15 protein-coding genes are annotated in these 19,250 nt (G+C 64.3%); 8 read left to right on the forward strand and 7 right to left on the reverse strand.

Annotated elements, in window-relative coordinates:
• Window positions 1-5 precede the first annotated feature (5 nt).
• On the reverse strand, window positions 6-1,547 hold the full coding sequence (locus tag INS93_RS04015) for a phosphoenolpyruvate carboxykinase (RefSeq protein WP_192980386.1): 1,542 nt from the start codon (window positions 1,545-1,547) through the stop codon (window positions 6-8).
• A gap of 157 nt (window positions 1,548-1,704) precedes the next feature.
• Window positions 1,705-2,592 (reverse strand): Hsp33 family molecular chaperone HslO, encoded by an 888-nt coding sequence (hslO, locus tag INS93_RS04020; protein WP_192980387.1) that lies wholly within the window; start codon window positions 2,590-2,592, stop codon window positions 1,705-1,707.
• Window positions 2,593-2,808: 216 nt separating this feature from the next.
• On the opposite strand from hslO, the gene INS93_RS04025 reads away from it, so the two are divergent.
• On the forward strand, window positions 2,809-3,603 hold the full coding sequence (locus INS93_RS04025; protein ID WP_192980388.1) for a phosphatase PAP2 family protein: 795 nt from the start codon (window positions 2,809-2,811) through the stop codon (window positions 3,601-3,603).
• Between the two features lie 150 nt (window positions 3,604-3,753).
• Here INS93_RS04025 and INS93_RS04030 read toward each other — a convergent pair whose 3' ends face one another.
• Window positions 3,754-4,185: an RNA-binding S4 domain-containing protein gene (locus tag INS93_RS04030; RefSeq protein ID WP_192980389.1), complete on the reverse strand. Its 432-nt coding sequence runs from the start codon at window positions 4,183-4,185 to the stop codon at window positions 3,754-3,756.
• A gap of 146 nt (window positions 4,186-4,331) precedes the next feature.
• Here INS93_RS04030 and INS93_RS04035 point away from each other — a divergent pair, with 146 nt between their 5' ends.
• From INS93_RS04035 to INS93_RS04045, 3 genes are read left to right on the forward strand one after another with little or no spacing between them, the layout of a single operon-like run.
• On the forward strand, window positions 4,332-4,769 hold the full coding sequence (locus INS93_RS04035; RefSeq protein WP_162237611.1) for an ATP-dependent zinc protease: 438 nt from the start codon (window positions 4,332-4,334) through the stop codon (window positions 4,767-4,769).
• Window positions 4,766-5,671: a 30S ribosomal protein S6--L-glutamate ligase gene (gene rimK / locus INS93_RS04040; RefSeq protein WP_192980390.1), complete on the forward strand. Its 906-nt coding sequence runs from the start codon at window positions 4,766-4,768 to the stop codon at window positions 5,669-5,671. The genes INS93_RS04035 and rimK overlap by 4 nt, the downstream gene beginning before the upstream one ends.
• Complete coding sequence (locus INS93_RS04045; RefSeq protein ID WP_192980391.1) at window positions 5,668-6,564, forward strand: S66 peptidase family protein; 897 nt, start codon at window positions 5,668-5,670, stop codon at window positions 6,562-6,564. Before rimK ends, INS93_RS04045 begins: the two co-directional genes overlap by 4 nt.
• Before the next feature lie 6 nt (window positions 6,565-6,570).
• Here INS93_RS04045 and INS93_RS04050 read toward each other — a convergent pair whose 3' ends face one another.
• The 3 genes from INS93_RS04050 to ompR form a co-directional block, all read right to left on the reverse strand.
• Complete coding sequence (locus INS93_RS04050; RefSeq protein WP_192980392.1) at window positions 6,571-10,335, reverse strand: EAL domain-containing protein; 3,765 nt, start codon at window positions 10,333-10,335, stop codon at window positions 6,571-6,573.
• Between the two features lie 102 nt (window positions 10,336-10,437).
• Window positions 10,438-11,754 carry an ATP-binding protein gene (locus INS93_RS04055; RefSeq protein ID WP_192980393.1) on the reverse strand — a complete coding sequence of 439 codons (1,317 nt, stop codon included), beginning with the start codon at window positions 11,752-11,754 and terminating at the stop codon, window positions 10,438-10,440.
• Window positions 11,755-11,830: 76 nt separating this feature from the next.
• A complete protein-coding gene (ompR, locus tag INS93_RS04060) occupies window positions 11,831-12,568 on the reverse strand; it encodes a two-component system response regulator OmpR (protein ID WP_106733612.1) in 738 nt (245 codons plus the stop codon).
• 201 nt (window positions 12,569-12,769) lie between these two features.
• Between ompR and INS93_RS04065 the strand changes: the two genes are divergently transcribed.
• The 4 genes from INS93_RS04065 to rmf all read left to right on the forward strand — a co-directional run bounded on the left by INS93_RS04065 (window position 12,770) and on the right by rmf (window position 17,658).
• Entirely contained in the window at window positions 12,770-15,097 is a 2,328-nt protein-coding gene (locus INS93_RS04065; RefSeq protein ID WP_192980394.1) for a Tex family protein, read from the forward strand.
• A complete protein-coding gene (locus INS93_RS04070; RefSeq protein WP_192980395.1) occupies window positions 15,094-15,480 on the forward strand; it encodes a PaaI family thioesterase in 387 nt (128 codons plus the stop codon). The genes INS93_RS04065 and INS93_RS04070 overlap by 4 nt, the downstream gene beginning before the upstream one ends.
• A 160-nt stretch (window positions 15,481-15,640) precedes the next feature.
• Window positions 15,641-17,221 carry a glutamate--cysteine ligase gene (gene gshA, locus INS93_RS04075; RefSeq protein WP_192980396.1) on the forward strand — a complete coding sequence of 527 codons (1,581 nt, stop codon included), beginning with the start codon at window positions 15,641-15,643 and terminating at the stop codon, window positions 17,219-17,221.
• Window positions 17,222-17,466: 245 nt separating this feature from the next.
• Complete coding sequence (gene rmf, locus INS93_RS04080) at window positions 17,467-17,658, forward strand: ribosome modulation factor (RefSeq protein ID WP_090335979.1); 192 nt, start codon at window positions 17,467-17,469, stop codon at window positions 17,656-17,658.
• A 177-nt stretch (window positions 17,659-17,835) separates the two neighbouring features.
• Here the strand turns inward: rmf and argA are convergent, their stop codons facing one another.
• Window positions 17,836-19,134 carry an amino-acid N-acetyltransferase gene (gene argA, locus INS93_RS04085; protein WP_192980397.1) on the reverse strand — a complete coding sequence of 433 codons (1,299 nt, stop codon included), beginning with the start codon at window positions 19,132-19,134 and terminating at the stop codon, window positions 17,836-17,838.
• Between the last annotated feature and the right edge of the window lie 116 nt (window positions 19,135-19,250).

Raw genomic sequence — 19,250 nt, forward strand, 5'->3', positions numbered from 1 at the left:
TCAGCTTACAGCTGCGGCCCGGCGTTCTTGATGGCGTCGCTGACATCGAACTTCTGGAAGTTGTCGATGAACAGCTTGGCCAGGCCCTTGGCGGCTTCGTCGTAGGCATTCTTGTCAGCCCAGGTGTTGCGCGGGTTGAGCAGGTTGGTCTCGACGCCCGGAACCGACTTGGGCACATCCAGGTTGATGATCGGCAGGTGCTCGGTCTCGGCACCGATCAGCGCGCCGCTCTGGATGGCGGCGATCACGCCACGGGTGGTGGGGATGTTGAAACGCTTGCCAACGCCGTAGCCACCACCGGTCCAGCCGGTATTGACCAGGTAGACCTTGGAGCCGAAGGCATTGATGCGCTTGATCAGCAGCTCGGCGTATACGCCGGCCGGACGCGGGAAGAACGGTGCACCGAAGCAGGTGGAGAAGGTCGACTTGATGCCGCCGCCCGAACCCATTTCAGTGGAACCGACCAGCGCGGTGTAGCCGGACAGGAAGTGGTAGGCCGCCTGCTCGTTGTTGAGGATCGACACCGGCGGCAGTACGCCGGTCAGGTCGCAGGTCAGGAAAATCACGGCGTTCGGCTCGCCGCCCAGGTTCTTCTCGCTGCGCTTCTCGACGTACTCCAGCGGGTAGGCGGCGCGGCTGTTCTGGGTCAGACTGTCATCGGCGTAATCGGGAACACGCTGCTCGTCGAGCACGACGTTTTCCAGAACGGTACCGAACTGGATGGCTTTCCAGATCACCGGCTCGTTCTTCTCGGACAGGTCGATGCACTTGGCGTAGCAACCGCCTTCGACGTTGAACACCACACCTTCGCCCCAGCCGTGCTCGTCGTCACCGATCAGGTAACGCGACTCGTCGGCGGACAGGGTGGTCTTGCCGGTACCGGACAGGCCAAAGAACAGGGTGACATCGCCCTCTTCGCCGATGTTGGCGGCGCAGTGCATCGGCAGCACGTCTTTTTCCGGCAGCAGGAAGTTCTGCACGGAGAACATGGCTTTCTTCATTTCACCGGCGTAGCGCATGCCGGCGATCAGTACTTTCTTGGCGGCAAAATTGATGATCACGCAGCCGTCGGAGTTGGTGCCGTCACGCTCAGGCACGCACTCGAAGTTGGCAACGTTGAGGATCTGCCACTCGACCTTGCCAGCCTGGTTGTAAGTGGTCGGGTTGATGAACAGCTGACGGCCGAACAGGTTCTGCCAGGCGGTCGCGGTGGTCATCTTGACCGGCAGGTAATGCTCTTCGGCAGAACCTACGTGAACGTGGGAGACGAAGTGCTCCTGAGCGTCGTTGAACGCGGCGACGCGATCCCACAGGGCGTCGAACTTGTCGGCCGGGAACGGACGGTTGATGGCGCCCCAGGCGATCTGCGACTCGGTGCTCGGCTCCTGAACGATGAAGCGATCAGCCGGCGAGCGGCCAGTGCGATGACCAGTACGTACGACCAGCGCGCCATTGGCGGCCAGTTCCCCTTCACCACGGCGAATGGCTTCTTCGACCAGTTGCGCGGCGCTGATGTCGGTGTACACGGCGTTGTTGGCTTGCGTCATGAGGGTCCCCGTCGGCCACTGGCCGAGTCTTCCGAACGTTGTGTAGTGCAGGGGCAACTGCACTACACGGTAAAAAAGTCGCGGGAGTATGCCAGAAAAGCGAACTGCTTGGCATCCTCCGATCTGATAGAGAACGGCTATCGTTCAGAAAAGTTCATCAATGTCGTGTATGCGACGGTGCCTCGCTGCCAGCGCCGGCGAACAGCTGGGCGATATCGGCAGCGTCGAATGCATAACGCTCGTTGCAGAACTGGCAATCGATCACCACGCTGCCACCCTGCTCGGCCAGCAGCAGTTCGGCATCGGCCTGACCGAGGCTGGCCAGGGCGCTGGCAGAACGCTCACGCGAGCAGCTGCAGCGAAACTCCAGCGGCTGCTCGTCGAACAGGCGCACGTTGTCTTCGTGGTAGAGGCGATGCAGCAGGGTCGGGTTGTCCAGACCGAGCAGCTCTTCGGCTGTCAGGGTGTCGGCCAGAGTCAGCACGTGGTTCCAGCTCTCGGCGCGCGCCTCGGGCTCGGTCTGGTGATGCGGCGGCAGCTGTTGCAGCAGCAATCCGCGCGCACGCTGGCCATCGGCTTTGAGCCAGAAGCGCGTCGGCAGTTGCTCGGAGCTGGCGAAGTAGTTGGACAGGCACTCGGCCAGGTCGACGCCATCCAGGTCGACGATGCCCTGGTAGCGCTGGCCCCGAGCCGGATCGATGGTGATCGCCAGCACGCCAGTGGGCATCAGGCTTTGCAGGTCGGCATCGGCGCCGATCTGCTCGGCTTCATAGCGGGCGATACCGCGCAGTTCACGCGCGCTGGAGCATTCCACCATCAGCAGCGACAGCGGGCCTTCGGAGCGAGCCTGCAGTACCAGCAAGCCATCGAACTTGAGGGTGCCGACCAGCAGGGCGGCGGCGGCCATCATCTCGCCGAGCAACTGCGCCACTGGCTGCGGGTAGGCGTGCTTGGCAAGCACATGAGCGTAACTTTCGCGCAACGCGACCATTTCGCCCCGCACGTCGGTGTCGTCGAAGAGAAAGCGTTGACTGAAGTCGTTCATGGCGGCTGGCCCAGGGTCTGTAAAAAGGCTGGCGATTTTATGCACAAACGCCATCACAACCAAGGCCCGACCGTCATGTGCGCCTCCTCACACGGCAGAAGGCAGGCCCTGAACCTCGACTGAACGACCGCGCGGCTGCCCTTGTACTGCCGCCAACACTGCCTATCATCCGCGCGCCAGGGGTTGGCCTGTCATAAAACTGCAAAGGGATTTCCCATGTCGAGCACGTTCATCAATCGCCACTGGCACCTACGTGCCATGCTGGTCTGTCATGTCGTGGCCATCGTGCTGCTAGTCAGTTGGCTGTGGCAACCCACACGTGAGTTGTGGGACGCCTTCGACCTGTGGTTGTTCAAGCTGCTCAACGACCCGGTACACGCTGGAGGTCTGTGGGCACATATCTGGGCAATCGGCAGCATGCGCCCGGTCGACGCCGGCGTTGGCGTGGTGATGCTTGCGGTCATGCTCAAGGCCGATCTGGTGTTCACAGGGCCTCAGGTGCGCCGGGCCTTGTTCGCCTTTCTGGTCGCCCTGACGGTGATGCTACTGATGCGTGTGCTGTTTTCCGACCTGATCGAATACATGGGCTGGCAGCACGCCAGCCCGTCGCTGGTGGTAGAAGGCAGCGCCCGCCTGACCGAAATGTTCCCCGCCTGGGAAGAACGCTGGGACCTCAAGGACAGCGCCAGTCGCAGCTTTCCCGGTGATCACGCCTCGGTGCTGCTGGTCTGGGCCTATTTCATGAGTTTCTTTGCCCGTGGCTGGCGCCTGCTGCTGGTCTGGGCAATTACCTTGATCGGCATACTGCCGCGCCTGGTGGCCGGCGCCCACTGGGGGGCGGATGCCTTCGTCGGCGGCGTGTTCCTCAGCCTGCTGGCTCTGGCCTGGGGTTGCTACACCCCACTGGGCCATCACGCCAGCGAATGGCTAGAGAAGATCACCCTGCCAATCACCTCGCGCCTAGCCAAGGTGCCACTGCTGGGCCGCCTGAGCATCGTCAGCGGACGCTGAACGAGGTCGCCCGGATGCTATCCGGGAATGGTCGGTGTGATTTCCCGGATTTCATCCGGGCTACAGCCGCCAACCGTAGGGTGCGCCGTGGGCACCAACAGAGGTCAGTGAAGTTTCGGTACGCACAGCACAGCCTACGGCGAGGTAACGCTATTCGTCCTCATCCGCCCAGGGGTGGCGCAGGCCACCTTCCTGCTGTTCATTGAACTGATGGATCTGCCGCCGCTGCTTCTTGCTCGGCCGGCCGTCGGTCTGCATCCCCACGGCGCCAGCCTTACGCATCGCCGCAGCTTGCTCGCGGCGAGCAATACTTTCTTCCGTTTCGCGATACAGCAATTGCGCCTCGGGCGCACCACGGCGGACGCTGGATAATGCCAGCACGACCACGGTGCGTTCGTCGAAGCCGGTGCGCAGCACGTATTCGTCGCCGATCTTCGGTTCCTTGCCCGGCTTGCAGCGCTCGCCACGATGATGAACCTTGCCACCCTCTATAGCGGCCTTGCACAGGGCGCGCGTCTTGAAGAAGCGTGCCGCCCACAGCCATTTGTCCAGGCGGATCTTGTCGTCGTCTTTTTCGCTCATCTCACTCTCTGAAGGGTTCTGGTATTCGCACGCACGGCAGATGCAGTTGTCACACGACACAACTAGAATGCGCGAAATCATAGGCCTTGTAAGCCGCAGGGGACACTCTCACCTTGAAGACTTTCGACCAGCTCAGCGTGATCGGCCTGCGTGAGTGGATCAATCTGCCCGAGCTCGGCATCATCGGTTTGCGCGCCAAGATCGACACCGGCGCCAGCACCTCGAGCCTGCACGCCAGCGATATCCAGCCGTTCCAGAAGGACGGCGAGGACTGGGTGCGTTTCACCGCCTACCTCGGTACCCAGGTGCAACGCCGCCATCGCTGCGAGGCGCAGATGGTCTCGGTGAAACGCATCAAGAGCTCCAATGGCCAGGCGCAGAGCCGCTACGTGATCCGCACGCATCTGGCCCTTGGTGATCGCCTGTGGCCGGTCGAGTTTACCCTGGCCTGCCGCAAGACCATGCGTTATCGCGTACTACTCGGTTCCAAGGCGCTGATCACCGGCCAACTGGTGGTCAATCCGGCACTCAGCTATGTGCAGGACAAACCCTCACTCTCCTCGTCCCTTCCAGGTGCCCAATGAAGATCGCCGTGCTGTCGCGTAACCCGCGTCTGTATTCCACTCGCCGTCTGGTGGAGGCCGGCCAGCAGCAGGGCCATGAGATGCAGGTGATCGACACCCTGCGCGCCTACATGAACATCGCCAGCCACAAACCGCAGATCCATTATCGCGGCCAGGCGCTGGAGGGTTTCGATGCGGTGATTCCGCGCATCGGTGCTTCGGTGACGTTCTATGGCTGCGCAGTGTTGCGCCAGTTCGAGATGATGGGTGTCTACCCGCTCAACGAGTCGGTGGCCATCAGCCGCTCGCGCGACAAGCTGCGTGCCCTGCAACTCTTGTCGCGCAAGGGCATCGGCCTGCCAGTGACCGGTTTCGCCCACTCCCCCGACGACATTCCCGACCTGATCCAGATGGTCGGTGGCGCGCCGCTGGTGATCAAGGTGCTGGAAGGCACTCAGGGTATAGGTGTGGTACTGGCCGAAACGCACAAGGCGGCCGAGTCGGTGATCGAGGCCTTCCTCGGCCTCAAGCAGGACATCATGGTCCAGGAGTACATCCAGGAAGCCGGCGGTGCCGACATTCGCTGCTTCGTGGTTGGTGACAAGGTGATCGCGGCGATGAAGCGCCAGGCCAAGTCCGGCGAATTCCGCTCCAACCTGCATCGCGGCGGCAGCGCCAGCCTGATCAAGATCACCCCGGAAGAGCGCATGACCGCCGTGCGCGCGGCCCGCGTGATGGGCCTGAACGTCGCCGGGGTGGACATTCTGCGCTCCAACCACGGCCCGCTGGTGATGGAGGTGAATTCCTCGCCCGGCCTGGAGGGCATCGAGACCACCACCGGCAAGGACGTCGCCCGCATGATCATCCAGTACCTGGAAAAGAACGCCGAACCCGGCCAGACCCGCACCAAGGGCCGCGGATGAGCCCAGTGTTCGACGGTCGCCTGGCGCTGATCGCGCCAGCCTCTGCCATCGCCGAAGACGTGCTCGAGGCGACCCTGGCGCAGCTCGACGTGCTGGGCATCCGCTACCACCTGGGTCAGCACGTGCGCGCCCGGCATCGCTACCTTGCCGGTACGCCGGAGCAACGCCTGGAAGATCTGCACCAGGCCTTCGCCCTGCCGGATATCAGCGCCGTCTGGTGCCTGCGCGGCGGCTACGGCTGCGCGCAGCTAGTGGCGGATATCGACTGGACGCTGCTGCGCCAGGCCAGCCCGCGCCCGCTGATCGGTTTCTCCGACCTGTCGATTCTGCTCGAGGCCTTTGCGCAACGGGGACTACCAGCCATTCATGGGCCGGTGGCCACGGCGCTCGGCCATCAGGTTCTGTCAGCGCCCGGCGGCCAGCGTGAACGCCTGGCCTCGATGCAGGCGCTATGGAGCCTGCTCAAGGGCCAGCACCGGCGGCTTCCCCTGCGCCATATCAGCGGCCCGCAGCATGTCATCGAGGGCACCTTGCAGGGCGGCAACCTGACGGCCCTGGCCAGCGTTTGCGGCACCCATGCCGAGCTGCGCCTGGCGGAAGATTCGATCCTGATTCTGGAAGACGTCGGCGAGCCCTACTACCGCCTGGAGCGAAGCTTCTGGCAACTGCTGCACAGCTTCACCGGGAAGCGGCCGCGCGCGGTGTGCCTGGGCAGTTTCACCGACTGTCCACGACGCGGCGTGCACCACAGCCTGGAACAGATCATCGGTGAATACCTCGCGCCGCTGGGCATCGCGCTTTACAGCGAACTGCCCAGCGGCCATGGCGACAGCAATTATCCCTGGCCTTATGGCCAGCGGACACGCGTGGGCGGCGGCAGCCTGAGCTGGTAACCCGGTTCAGCGCTGACACGCCTGCATCCAGGCGAGAAACTCTGCTTCGGTCATCGGCCGGCCGAACAGGTAGCCCTGGCCCAAGGCGCAGCCCTGCTCGCGCAGCAGCACCAGCTGGCTGTCATATTCGATACCTTCTGCCACGCATTCCAGGCCCAGGTTGCGCGCGATCATCAGGATGGTCTGCACCAGCATGCGCCCACTCGCTTCGTCGTCCAGGTCGGCGACAAAGCTGCGGTCGATCTTCAGCCGGTCCAGCGGCAGGCGCTTGAGGTAGGTCAGCGACGAGTAGCCGGTACCGAAGTCGTCGATGGCGAAGCGCACGCCCTGCGCCTTGAGCTGCTGCATATTGCCGATGCAGCACTCGACATCTTCGAGTAGCACGCCTTCGGTGATTTCCAGCTCCAGTGACTGGGCCGGCACACCGTGCTGGCGCAGGCACTGCTCGACACGTTCCACGCAGCCTGCCTGACGCAGCTCACGCGGGCTGAGATTGACCGCCAGCACCAGTTGCGGCCACTGCGCTTGCCAGCGTGCCAACGCCGCGCAGGCCTGCTCCAGCACCCACTGGCCGATGCCCTGGATCAACCCGGTCTCCTCGGCCAGGGGAATGAACTGATCCGGACCGATCTCACCGCGCTCGGGGTGCATCCAGCGCAGCAGCACCTCGGCGCCCGCCACCCTGTTGTCAGCGAGCATCAGCTGCGGCTGGAACACCAGTTGCAGTTGCTGACGAGCAATGGCCTGACGCAGCTCGCTCTGCAACTGGTGACGGTGGTCGATGGCAATCTGCATCTCCGGGGCGAAGAAATGCAGGGCGTTGCGCCCGGCATGCTTGGCCCGGTACATGGCGGTATCGGCCTGCTTGAGAATGTCCGAGGCCTGCTGCAGGCCCAGCGGATGCAGGGCGATGCCGATACTGGCGCTGATCGCCAGTTCATGGCCGTCGATCAGGCAACTGCCGTGCAGGCCGCGCAACAATTTCTCGCCCACTGCTGCAGCCTGCTCGGCAACCGCTTGCGGCTCATGGTCCAGAGCCTCGAGCAGCACCACGAATTCGTCACCACCGAGGCGCGCCAGGGTGTCTTCAGTGCGCAACTCACGGGCCAGACGTGTGGTCACTTCGACCAGCAGGGCGTCGCCAACCAGATGACCCAGGCTGTCGTTGACCGTCTTGAAGTGATCCAGATCGATGAACAGCAACGCGCCCAGGCTGCCCTCACGACCCTCGCGATCCATGGCATGCTGCAGGCGATCGAGCAGCAGGCGGCGATTGGGCAGGCCGGTGAGTTCATCGCTGTAGGCCAGGCGCTCGATCTCACGCTGGTAGCGTTGGCGCTCGGAGATGTCGATGACGCTGGCGCGAATCAGCAGGTTCTCTCCCGGCATGCGCACCAGGCGCACCTCGCAGGGCAGTTGGCGACCGGCGCTGTCGCGATGGTTCCATTCGAACACCGGCGCATCACCGGCAATGGCGCGGCGCAGGAATGCCTTGCCAGCACGAGAAGACAGCCGACCATCGGCCTGACGCACCGGGCTGATGCTCTGAATCGACTTGCCGAGCAGCTCGTCGCGGCGATAGCGGAACAGGCTCAGGGCGTTTGCGTTGCACTCGACGATGCCGCCCTCCGGGTCGAACAGCAAGATCGCCTCGGGCGCGTGCTCGACCAGCGTTCGATAGCGCGCCTCGGCCTCGCGCCTGGCACTGATATCCTCGACCAGCAGCAGGAACAGCGTCTGCCGACCACCACCGCCGCGCACGGCGCGCAGGCTGACACGAGTGAAGACCACCAAGCCATCGGCACGCAGAAAGCGCTTGTCCATCTCGAAGCCATCGCTGCTGCCCAGCAGCACCTGCTCCACGTGGGCCTGCTCGGCTGGCAGATCGTCCGCGTGCGACAGCTGCTGCCAGCTGCTGGCGAGCAGTTCGTCGCGGCTACGACCGAGGATGCTGCACAGCTTCTGGTTGACCTCTTCCCAGCCAAAGCTCTGGGTGGTCAGCGCCATGCCGATCAGCGGCGCCTCGAAGAACAGGCGCAGGCGTTCGTCTCGCTCGCGCAGTTGCGATTCCGTGCGTTTGCGCTCGCTGATGTCCTGCACCACGCCATAGATGCGCACCAGGCTGCCGTCCTGATTGCGCTCGACCATGCCACGCAGACGGGCCAAACGTCCCCCCAGGCGCGCTGCCAGATAGACCTCGATATCCAGGTCGTCTCTTCCACTGAGCGCGGCCTGCAATGTCTGCATGATCAGCGTCTGGCTCGGCGTGTCGAAGTAATGCAGCGCCTGCTCTAGATTCGGCGGCCCAAGATGAATGTCGCGGTCGACGATGCGGTAGCAGCCATCGCTCCAGAACATGCCGTAGTCGCTGATCTCCAGCACCCAGCCACCCAGGTTGGCGATATCTTCGGTCTGGCTGAACAGATGGCTTTGGCGCAGTAATTGCGAGCGCTGCAGCTCGACCTTGGCCGCCAGCTCGACGCGCTCGGTGACATCATGCTGCAGCCCGACGAAATGACTGATGCCCTGATCGTCGCGCATCGGCGCCAGCACCACCTCGTTCCAGAACGGCTTGCCGTCCTTGCGATAGTTGCGCACCACCGCATGACCGCTGCGCCCCTCTCGCAGGGCTCGGCGCAACGGTTGCAGACCCAGCTGGGCGCGATCCTGGCCGTGCAGAAAACGGCAGTTGCGCCCCAGCGCCTCCTCGGCGCTGTAGCCGGTTATCTGGCTGAATGCGGAATTGCAGTACACCAATGGCATGTCGACCTGGCGCGCATCGGCAATGGTCACGCCCAGCGGGCTGGCCTCCATCGCCAGGTTGGCACGGGCCAGTTGCTGCTGCATCTGCGCGCTGCGCGACAGCGCCTGACGCAGATCGCCAAGCGCACGGCCCACCAGCAAGGTAGCGCCCATCAGCAGCACGACGGCGAAGTGCAACTGGCTACGCTGCAGATCCAGCTCGCCGAAGCTCGGACTGCCGCGCAACAGCGGTAGCGGCAGGGTCGCGGCGTACACCAGCAGCACGCCATACAAAGCACCGGCAAAGGCGTGACGTAGCGCCAGTACCAGCATGCTCAGACCGAGCAGAGGCAGGGCGAGCTGAGCCGGCAGGCTGGCACTGAGCAGCATCAGCACCAGAAATACGCCAGTCGCCAACAGCCAATCACCTGGCGAGCGGCTGATGCTCAGCGTCGGCGCGCTATCTGCAACCGGCTCGCTGATCCAGCCGCGCGCACGTAGCAGCGGGGTACCGTACGCGAGCAAGGGCGCCGTCAGGGCGAGCACGTTGATGGTGTCGCTCAACCAGATCGCCAGGCTGTCCTGCGCCCACCGCTCGCCGGCCTGAAAGCCGCTCAGCCAGAGGTTGCTCTGCAAGCCGAGCGCCACCAACGCGCTCGGCATCAACACGGCGAAGGCGAGAAACCTCAGCAGATCGCTCAAACGCCCCAGGGCGGGATCGAAAGGCTGACGCCGCAACAGCCACCAGCCCAGGGCAACGGCGGCAGTTTCCGGCAGGGCATAGAGCGGCGCCCACTGCCAGGGCAGGCCCCATAGCGGCGCGCTGAACAAGGCGTTGAGGTACAACGCCGGCAGCACGCGCGGCCCCCACCAAAGGCACAAGGCAAGGCCGAGCACCAAGGGCAGATAACACAGCGCCACCCCGTCATTCAGGCGGGTCGCCAGGGAAATCCAGGTTGCCAGATGGAAAATCGGCAGCGGCAGCCACCAGGTCCAGTAGGGCAAGCGGTCGGGAAAGGCGGCGGGCATGCAGGCCTCGACTTGATGCGCTGGCACAGCATAGCCCAGCGCCAGAGCGCTTGGCAGCAGATTGCCAGCACCCAGCCCCTCGCCGGGACGGTCGGTCGTCAGCTAGACCGCGTCGCGCGGCAACAGCAGCCCCAGCGGCAGGCGCACCCGTGCCTCGAGGCCGCCGCCGGAGCGGTTGCGCAGCTCGACGCTGCCACCATGCAGTGCCGCGATGCGCTTGACGATGGCAAGACCAAGGCCGGTACCGCGCCCACCACGCGCCCGATCACCGCGAATGAAAGGGTTGAAGATGCTATCCAGCTCGGCCGGATCGATCCCGTTGCCACGGTCCAGCACGCTCAGCACTACATAAGGTGCGTTGTGGTCGCCGGCCAGACTGGCGACCACCTCGACGGCATCACCACCGCCGTGATTGAGGGCGTTCTCCACCAGATTGGTCAGCAGACGCTTGGTCGAGACGCGGCGCAGCGGGAAAGGTGGGATCGGCTCAAGGCACAGACGCACGCGCTCGCCGTTCTGGTTGTAGGGCGCCAGGGTTTCGCGCACCAGTTCGGAGAAGTCCAGCGCCTCCACCGGCTCGTCACGCCCGTCGCGGATAAAGGCGAGGAATTGATCGAGGATGGCGTCCATGTCCTCGATATCGCGCACCATGTCCTCGGTCAGCTCGGAATCGTTGTCCATGAATTCCAGGGCCAGGCGCAGACGGGTAAGGGGCGTACGCAGATCATGAGAAACGCCTGCCAGCATCAGCTCGCGTTCGCGTCCGGCCTGTTCGACGTCTTCGGCCATCTGGTTGAAGGCGCGGTACACCTCGGTCATCTCGCTTGGCGTATCGCCCACCGGCAGGCGCACACTGCGCCCCTGACCAAGCTGGCGCGCGGCATAGACCAGGCGCTTGAGCGGCGCATTGAGTTGGCGCACGAAGATCCAGGCGGCGGCCGTGGACAGCAGGCCGATACCCAGGAACCAACCGAGCACGCTCCAGATACGCTGACCACGCAGAGGGTGCGGATACATCGGCACCCTCACCCAGCCATCGCCGAGACTCGGCGCCCGCACCCACAGCGCGGGTGGCGTGGTCGCGCGCACGCGGGTTTCGGTATCGGGGCCGAGCTCGGTTTGCATCTGCCGCTGGAAGATTTCGCTGTAGGGCCAGTGCTGCTCACTGGCCGGTACCTTGTCCCGCGGGATGCGCTTGAGCCCGGCAGCCTGGGCGATATGGTCGCGATCATCGGGATTGGCCGCCCAGTAGGCCCGCAGGGTTAGCGCCGCACCGTGGCTGTACTGGCGGTCGACCAGCACATCCTCGTTCATCATCAGGTACACCAGCGTCAGTGCCTTGGAGAACAGCACGACCACGAGCACCAGCCAGAGGGTGCGGGCGAAGAAGCTTTGCGGGAACCAGTAGGGGGCTTTCATCAATACAGAACCGTAGGAGCGAGCGCTGCTCGCGAAAACGTGGTGTCGATTCGCGAGCAGCGCTCGCTCCTACAGGTCACTTGTTGCCGTCGGGAACGAACACGTAGCCCACACCCCAGACGGTCTGGATATAGCGCGGCTTGGACGGGTCCGGCTCGATCAGGCGACGCAGGCGGCTGATCTGCACATCGATGGAACGTTCGAGCGCATCCCACTCGCGGCCGCGGGCCAGGTTCATCAGCTTGTCGCGGGTCAGCGGTTCGCGCGCATGTTGCACCAGCGCCTTGAGCACGGCGAACTCGCCAGTGGTGAGCATGTGTACTTCCTCACCCTTCTTCAGCTCGCGGGTGGCCAGGGACAATTCATATTCGCCGAAACTGACGCTTTCGTCTTCGCTACCCGGCGCACCCGGCACCACCGGCGCCTGACGGCGCAGCACCGCCTTGATACGCGCCAGCAACTCACGCGGGTTGAAGGGTTTGGCCAGGTAATCGTCAGCACCCAGTTCCAGACCCTGGATACGGCTGGACTCATCGCCCTTGGCGGTGAGCATGATGATCGGCATCTGGTTGCCGGCTTCACGCAAGCGGCGGCAAGCAGAGAGGCCGTCTTCGCCCGGCAACATCAGATCCAGCACCACCAGATTGAACAGTTCGCGCGCCAGCAGACGATCCATCTGCTCGACGTTTTCCACTGCGCGAACCCGGTAGCCCTGCTCATCGAAGAAGCGCTCGAGCAAGCGGCGCAGACGGGCGTCGTCATCGACGATGAGAATCTTCTCGCCTTCGGCGACAGGGGCAGCGGACTGGGTCATGGCGTCTCCTTGGACAGCCGTACTGAGGACGGCAAGTGGCGGCATTATCGCTCAGGCGCATGGGTGGGCGCTTTAGCCATTGTTAGCAGATTTTTCCCCAACGGTTCGCAGCTCTCGCGAATGCGGTGTTTATAATGCGCCGCTTTCGTGTCTGGCCAGCATCTTTGCGGCCGCCCTGTCGCTTCAGTGGGTAGTTTCTATATGGACAGCATCAACAACCGCATCGCCGATGAACTGGGCGTGCGCCCGCAACAGGTTGCCGCAGCCGTGGCCCTGCTCGACGAAGGCTCAACCGTGCCCTTCATCGCCCGTTATCGTAAAGAAGTGACCGGCAGTCTCGACGATACCCAACTGCGCCACCTGGAAGAGCGCCTGCGCTACCTGCGCGAGCTGGACGAGCGTCGTGTGGCGATCCTCGCCAGCATCGAGGAGCAGGGCAAGCTGACCCCCGAACTCAAGCGCGAGATCGACCTCGCCGACACCAAGACCCGTCTCGAAGACTTGTACCTGCCGTACAAGCAGAAGCGCCGCACCAAGGGCCAGATCGCCCTGGAAGCAGGCCTCGGCGAACTGGCCGATGCGCTGTTCAACGACCCGAATCTCGCGCCCGAGCAGGAAGCCGAGCGCTTCATCGACGCCGAAAAGGGCTTCGCGGATGTAAAAGCCGTGCTCGAAGGCGCCAAGTACATCCTCATGGAGCGCTTCGCCGAAGACGCCGCGTTGCTCGACAAGCTGCGCAGCTTCCTCAAGGACAACGCCACCCTCAGCGCTCGCCTGGTGCCGGGCAAGGAGAACGAAGGCGCCAAATTCAGCGACTACTTCGAGCACGACGAAGCGCTCAAGGGCGTTCCATCGCACCGTGCGCTGGCGATTTTCCGCGGCCGCAACGAAGGCATTCTCAGTTCCAGCCTGAAGGTCGGCGAGGAGCTGCCCGGCGCCATGCATCCGTGCGAGCTGATGATCGCCGAGCGCTTCGGCATCAGCGCGCAAGGCCGTGCCGCCGACAAGTGGCTGGCCGAGGTGGTGCGCTGGACCTGGAAGGTCAAGCTCTACAACCACCTGGAAACCGACCTGCTCGGCGAGCTGCGCGAGAAGGCCGAGGACGAGGCGATTGCCGTCTTCGCCCGCAACCTGCATGACCTTCTGCTGGCCGCTCCAGCCGGCCCGCGCGCCACCCTGGCACTCGACCCGGGCCTGCGTACCGGCTGCAAGGTGGCGGTGGTCGACGCCACCGGCAAGGTGCTGGAAACCGCCACCGTCTACCCGCACGCCCCGCGCAACGACTGGGACGGCACTCTGGCCATCCTCGCCAAGCTATGTGCCAAGCATGGCGTCGACCTGATCTCCATCGGCAACGGCACCGCCAGCCGCGAGACCGACAAGCTGGCCGCCGAGCTGATCAAGAAGGTGCCGGGCCTGAAGCTGACCAAGGTGATGGTCTCCGAGGCCGGCGCCTCGGTGTACTCGGCCTCGGAACTGGCCGCCCGCGAATTCCCCGATCTCGACGTCTCCCTGCGCGGCGCAGTCTCCATCGCCCGTCGCCTGCAGGACCCGCTGGCCGAACTGGTGAAGATCGACCCGAAATCCATAGGCGTGGGCCAGTACCAGCACGACGTGTCGCAGCTCAAGCTGGCGCGCTCGCTGGACGCCGTGGTCGAGGACTGTGTGAACGCCGTCGGCGTGGATGTGAACACCGCCTCCGCCGCCCTGCTGGCGCGCATCTCCGGCCTCAACGCCACCCTGGCGCAGAACATCGTGCAGTACCGCGACGCCCACGGCGCCTTCGCCAGCCGCGCTGCACTCAAGCAGGTGCCACGCCTGGGCGAGAAAACCTTCGAGCAGGCCGCCGGCTTCCTGCGTGTGATGAACGGCGACAACCCGCTGGACGCCTCCGCCGTGCACCCGGAAACCTACCCGCTGGTCGAGCGCATCGCCGCCGATACCTCACGCGATATCCGTTCGCTGATTGGCGACTCGGCCTTTCTCAAGCGCCTCGACCCGGCCAAGTTCACCGATGAACGCTTCGGCCTGGTCACCGTCGGCGACATCCTCAAGGAACTGGACAAGCCTGGCCGCGACCCGCGCCCGGAATTCAAGACCGCCGAATTCCAAGAAGGCGTGGAAACCCTCAAGGACCTCAAGCTGGGCATGGTGCTCGAAGGTGTGGTGACCAACGTCACCAACTTCGGCGCGTTCGTCGATATCGGCGTGCACCAGGACGGCCTGGTGCACATAAGCGCGCTGTCGGAGAAGTTCATCAAGGACCCGCACGAGGCGGTCAAGGCCGGCGACGTGGTCAAGGTCAAGGTGATGGAGGTGGACATCCCGCGTAACCGCATCGCCCTGTCCATGCGCATGGGCGATACCCCCGGCGAGAAGGTCGAGGGGGCACGCGGTGGCCAATCGCGCGCTGGCAACCGTGGCGGCAACACGCCGCGCAGCGAGCGCCACTCCAGCCAGGATAAACCGACACCTGCCACCGGCGGCATGGCCGCCCTGTTCGCCAACGCCAAGCAGTTGAAAAAATGAGCACGACCGACAACGTGGGTGCCAGCAGCGCCTTTTCACGCCTGCTCGGCCTGGAGATTCTCCAGGTCGGCGGCGGCGAGGCGCGCGTGCGCCTGCCCCTCACCGACGACCTACGCAACCTGCACGGCAAGCTGCACGGCGGCGCCCTGTTCTCTCTGATCGACACAGCCATGGGTCAGGCCAGCCATAGCCTCGGCGATGGCGGCCCGAGCAGCGTCACCCTGGAGTGCAAGATCAACTACATCCGCCCGGTGTCCGAGGGCAGCGTGCTGTGCCATGCCAAGGTGCTGCACGCCGGTCGCCGCACCCAGGTGGTAGAAGCCGAAGTGCTGCAGGGCGACAAGCTGGTCGCCAAGGCACAAGGCACCTTCGCCTGCGTGTAAAAAACGGCAAGCTGCAAGCCATAAGCTGCAAGAGAAAGACCCAATGCGCGCGACCGGGAGCAAGCAGTTCCTGGCTGTGCGCGCTTACTTGCGGCTTGCAGCTTGAAGCTTGCCGCTGCAGTCCTCATATTGTGGCGACTGCCCAGTTAGGAATTGCATCTTGAGCGATATTCTTTCCCGCCGCCTGGCCCAGCTCGGCGAGCCGGCCAACCTGTCCCTGCTGGGTGAGTGTCTGCACGGCATCGAACGCGAATGCCTGCGCGTCGATCGCGACGGCCAACTGGCCCTGACCCCGCACCCGCAGGCGCTGGGCTCGGCACTGACCCATGCGCAGATCACCACCGACTACTCCGAGTCGCTGCTGGAGTTCATCACCGGCACTGCCAATGATCCAGCCGCCACCCTCGCCGAACTGGAAAGCATCCACCGCTTCGCCTACGACAAGCTCGATGGCGAACTGCTGTGGAGCCCGTCGATGCCTTGTGCCCTGCCGGACGAGGAGACCATTCCCATCGCCCGCTATGGCAGCTCCAACATTGGCCGCCTCAAGTACGTATATCGCAAGGGTCTGGCGCTGCGTTATGGCAAGACCATGCAGTGCATCGCCGGCATCCACTACAACTTCTCCCTGCCCGAGGGGCTGTGGCAGCTGCAACAGCAGAGCGAAGGCAGCGAGCAGAGTGCACGTGACTATCAGTCGGCGCGCTATATCGCGCTGATCCGTAACTTCCGTCGCTACAGCTGGCTATTGATGTACCTGTTCGGTGCCTCACCGGCGCTGGACAAGGGCTTCATGCGTGGCCGTCCGCACCACCTTCAGGAGCTGGACGCCAGCACCCTCTACCTGCCCTACGCCACCAGCCTGCGCATGAGCGACCTGGGCTACCAGAGCAGCGCGCAGTCCGGACTGACCCCCTGCTACAACGACCTGACCAGCTACACCGACAGCCTGCGCCTGGCGGTCGGCACGCCCTACCCGGCCTATGTCGAGGCCGGCATCAAGCGCGGCGACGAGTGGCTGCAGTTGAACACCAACATCCTGCAGATCGAGAACGAGTACTACTCGAGCATCCGCCCGAAACGCGTCACCTATAGCGGCGAGCGGCCGATCCAGGCGCTGATGAGCCGCGGCGTGCAATACGTGGAAGTGCGCTGCCTGGACATCAACCCCTTACTGCCGCTGGGCATCGATCTGGCGCAGGCGCGCTTCATCGACGCCTTCCTGCTGTTCTGTGCACTGGAAGACAGTCCGCTGCTGGAGAACGGCGAGTGCAGCAGTTGCACCAGCAACTTCCTCAAGGTGGTCAAGGAAGGTCGTCGTCCCGGCCTGCATCTGCACAGAGGCAACCAGCAGGTGGAACTCAAGGTGTGGGCCAGCGAACTGCTCGAACGCATCCTGCCGCTGGCCGAACTGCTCGACCGCAGCCAGGGCAGCAGCGTGCATATCGAGGCGTTGGCGCAACAGCAAGCCAAGGTCGCGGATGTGGCGATGACGCCATCGGCGCAGGTCCTGGCGATTCTACGTCAAGGCACGAGCTTTACCGAGTTCGCCCTGCAGCAGAGCCAGCGTCACGCCGAATACTTCCGCGCTCAACCGCTCAGCACGCAGCAGCAGCAGACCTTCGAACAGGCCGCCCACGATTCACTGGCCGCGCAGGCAGAACTGGAGGCCCAACCCCAGGGTGATTTCGATGCGTTCGTCGCGGCCTACCAGGCGAGCATTCTGGCGTTGGCCGTGTAGCTCAAGCCGGTCGAGCTGCGCCGTAGGGTGTGCCGTGCGCGCCAAGCGACTCAGGATACAGGCGGTGCGCACGGCGCACCCTACGCGACACCCGGCAACATCAGGTGCTTGCCAATGGCCAAATCGGATTAGTCGACTGCGTCACAAAGCCAACCAGCGGAGCAAAAGCCAGGATGGGCGGCCACTCCCTTGGCCGCCCGGCCAGCTAGCATTGCCGGGTAAAGGACGATAGACGAGCAGCGCCCATGGCCGACGACGCCACGCCGCAATGGAGCCTGGAAAGCCTGACCAAGGCCTACCAGCAAGGTTATATGGCCGGTCTTACCGGCCAGCCCAGAACCCGCCAGCCCTACCCCGAGGAAATCCCTGCTGCCGCCTGGGAAGCCGGCTGGGACGACGGCTTCGAGCAGATGCGCCTGCAGCAGCACAGCGCCTGACGTTCTGACCGCATCGTGGGAGGGGCTTAGGGCGTAGGGCGGACTCAGGAGCACCAGCGAACAGTCCGCCACTCTTTGGCGCGGCACAAATCTTACGGCGTACTGCTTCGCGAGTACGCCCTACGCTCCTCCCACGGAATCGCGTGCCGTGGGGGCAGTTCCCGCCTAACGCCCCCCCTACAACGTCTTTTCGAACACCTTGGAATTGCGCTGGTAGTTGTACAGCGACGCCCGTGCGGTGGGCATGCGCTCGACGCTGCTCGGCTCGAAGCCGCGCTCGCGGAACCAGTGGGCGGTGCGGGTGGTGAGTACGAACAGGGTCTTGATCCCCTGCGCCCGCGCCCTGGCCTCGATCCGCTCCAGCAGCTCGTCGCCGCGACCGCCGTGGCGATAATCGGGATTGACGGCCAGACAGGCCAGCTCGCCGCAGTCGGAATCGGCAATGGGATAGAGCGCCGCACAGGCGATGATCAGCCCTTCGCGTTCGACGATGCTGAACTGCTCGATCTCGCGTTCCAGCACCTCGCGCGAGCGCCGCACCAGGATGCCCTGTTCCTCCAGCGGGCTGATCAACTCGATCAGGCCGCCGACATCTTCGATGGTCGCCTCACGCAGGGATTCGAACTGCTCCTGCGCCACCAGAGTACCGTTACCGGTGCGGGTGAACAGCTCGCTGAGCAGCGCGCCATCGGTGGCGTAGCTGACGATGTGGCTGCGCCCCACGCCGCCCCGGCAGGCCTCGGCCGCGGCATCGAGCAATTCACCCTGGTAGTTGCTGCCCAGGCGCGTCAGATGCGCCGGCACCTGCTGCGGGCGCAGCTCACGCACCAGCCTGCCCTGCTCGTCGAGCAGACCGTCTTCGGCGCCGAACAGCAGCAGCTTGTCCGCACCCAGATCGATGGCCGCGCGGGTGGCGACGTCCTCGCAGGCCAGGTTGAAGATCTCCCCGGTGGGCGAATAGCCCAGCGGAGAGAGCAGCACGATGCTGCGCTCGTCGAGCTGGCGATTGATGCCCTTGCGATCGATACGCCGCACCTCGCCGGTGTGGTGATAGTCGACGCCATCGAGCACGCCGATCGGCCTGGCAGTGACGAAATTACCGCTGGTCAGACGCAGGCGTGAGCCCTGCATCGGCGAGGCGGCCATATCCATCGACAAGCGCGCCTCGATGGCGATGCGCAGTTGGCCGACGGCGTCGATCACGCATTCCAGGGTCGGTGCGTCGGTGATGCGCAAGTCGCGATGGTAATGCGGGATCAGGCCACGGGCAGCGAGGCGCGCCTCGATCTGCGGGCGCGAGCCGTGAACCAGTACCAGGCGCACGCCAAGACTGTGCAGCAGCACCAGATCGTGGACGATGTTGGCGAAGTTCGGATGGGCAACGCCCTCGCCCGGCAGCATGACCACGAAGGTGCAGTCGCGATGGGCGTTGATGTAGGGCGAAGCGTGGCGTAACCAGGTGACGTAGTCGTGCATGTAGAGATCCGTTAGCGTGAAAGTCGCGCAGCGACGCCCTCTTATACCCTTCCCCTTCCGGGAGAAGATGGCGCAAAGCGCCAGATGAAGGAGGACATGCCCGTCAGTGTCCAGAC

The organism is Pseudomonas sp. EggHat1 (genome assembly GCF_014892995.1).
Classification (GTDB): Bacteria; Pseudomonadota; Gammaproteobacteria; order Pseudomonadales; family Pseudomonadaceae; genus Aquipseudomonas; species Aquipseudomonas chaetocerotis.

Coding starts and splice junctions, on each gene's coding strand:
- INS93_RS04015 (WP_192980386.1), bottom strand. CDS start 1,547: ATGACGCAAGCCAACAACGCCGTGTACACCGACATCAGCGCCGCGCAA.
- hslO (WP_192980387.1), bottom strand. CDS start 2,592: ATGAACGACTTCAGTCAACGCTTTCTCTTCGACGACACCGACGTGCGG.
- INS93_RS04025 (WP_192980388.1), top strand. CDS start 2,809: ATGTCGAGCACGTTCATCAATCGCCACTGGCACCTACGTGCCATGCTG.
- INS93_RS04030 (WP_192980389.1), bottom strand. CDS start 4,185: ATGAGCGAAAAAGACGACGACAAGATCCGCCTGGACAAATGGCTGTGG.
- rimK (WP_192980390.1), top strand. CDS start 4,766: ATGAAGATCGCCGTGCTGTCGCGTAACCCGCGTCTGTATTCCACTCGC.
- INS93_RS04045 (WP_192980391.1), top strand. CDS start 5,668: ATGAGCCCAGTGTTCGACGGTCGCCTGGCGCTGATCGCGCCAGCCTCT.
- INS93_RS04050 (WP_192980392.1), bottom strand. CDS start 10,335: ATGCCCGCCGCCTTTCCCGACCGCTTGCCCTACTGGACCTGGTGGCTG.
- INS93_RS04055 (WP_192980393.1), bottom strand. CDS start 11,754: ATGAAAGCCCCCTACTGGTTCCCGCAAAGCTTCTTCGCCCGCACCCTC.
- ompR (WP_106733612.1), bottom strand. CDS start 12,568: ATGACCCAGTCCGCTGCCCCTGTCGCCGAAGGCGAGAAGATTCTCATC.
- INS93_RS04065 (WP_192980394.1), top strand. CDS start 12,770: ATGGACAGCATCAACAACCGCATCGCCGATGAACTGGGCGTGCGCCCG.
- INS93_RS04070 (WP_192980395.1), top strand. CDS start 15,094: ATGAGCACGACCGACAACGTGGGTGCCAGCAGCGCCTTTTCACGCCTG.
- rmf (WP_090335979.1), top strand. CDS start 17,467: ATGGCCGACGACGCCACGCCGCAATGGAGCCTGGAAAGCCTGACCAAG.
- argA (WP_192980397.1), bottom strand. CDS start 19,134: ATGCACGACTACGTCACCTGGTTACGCCACGCTTCGCCCTACATCAAC.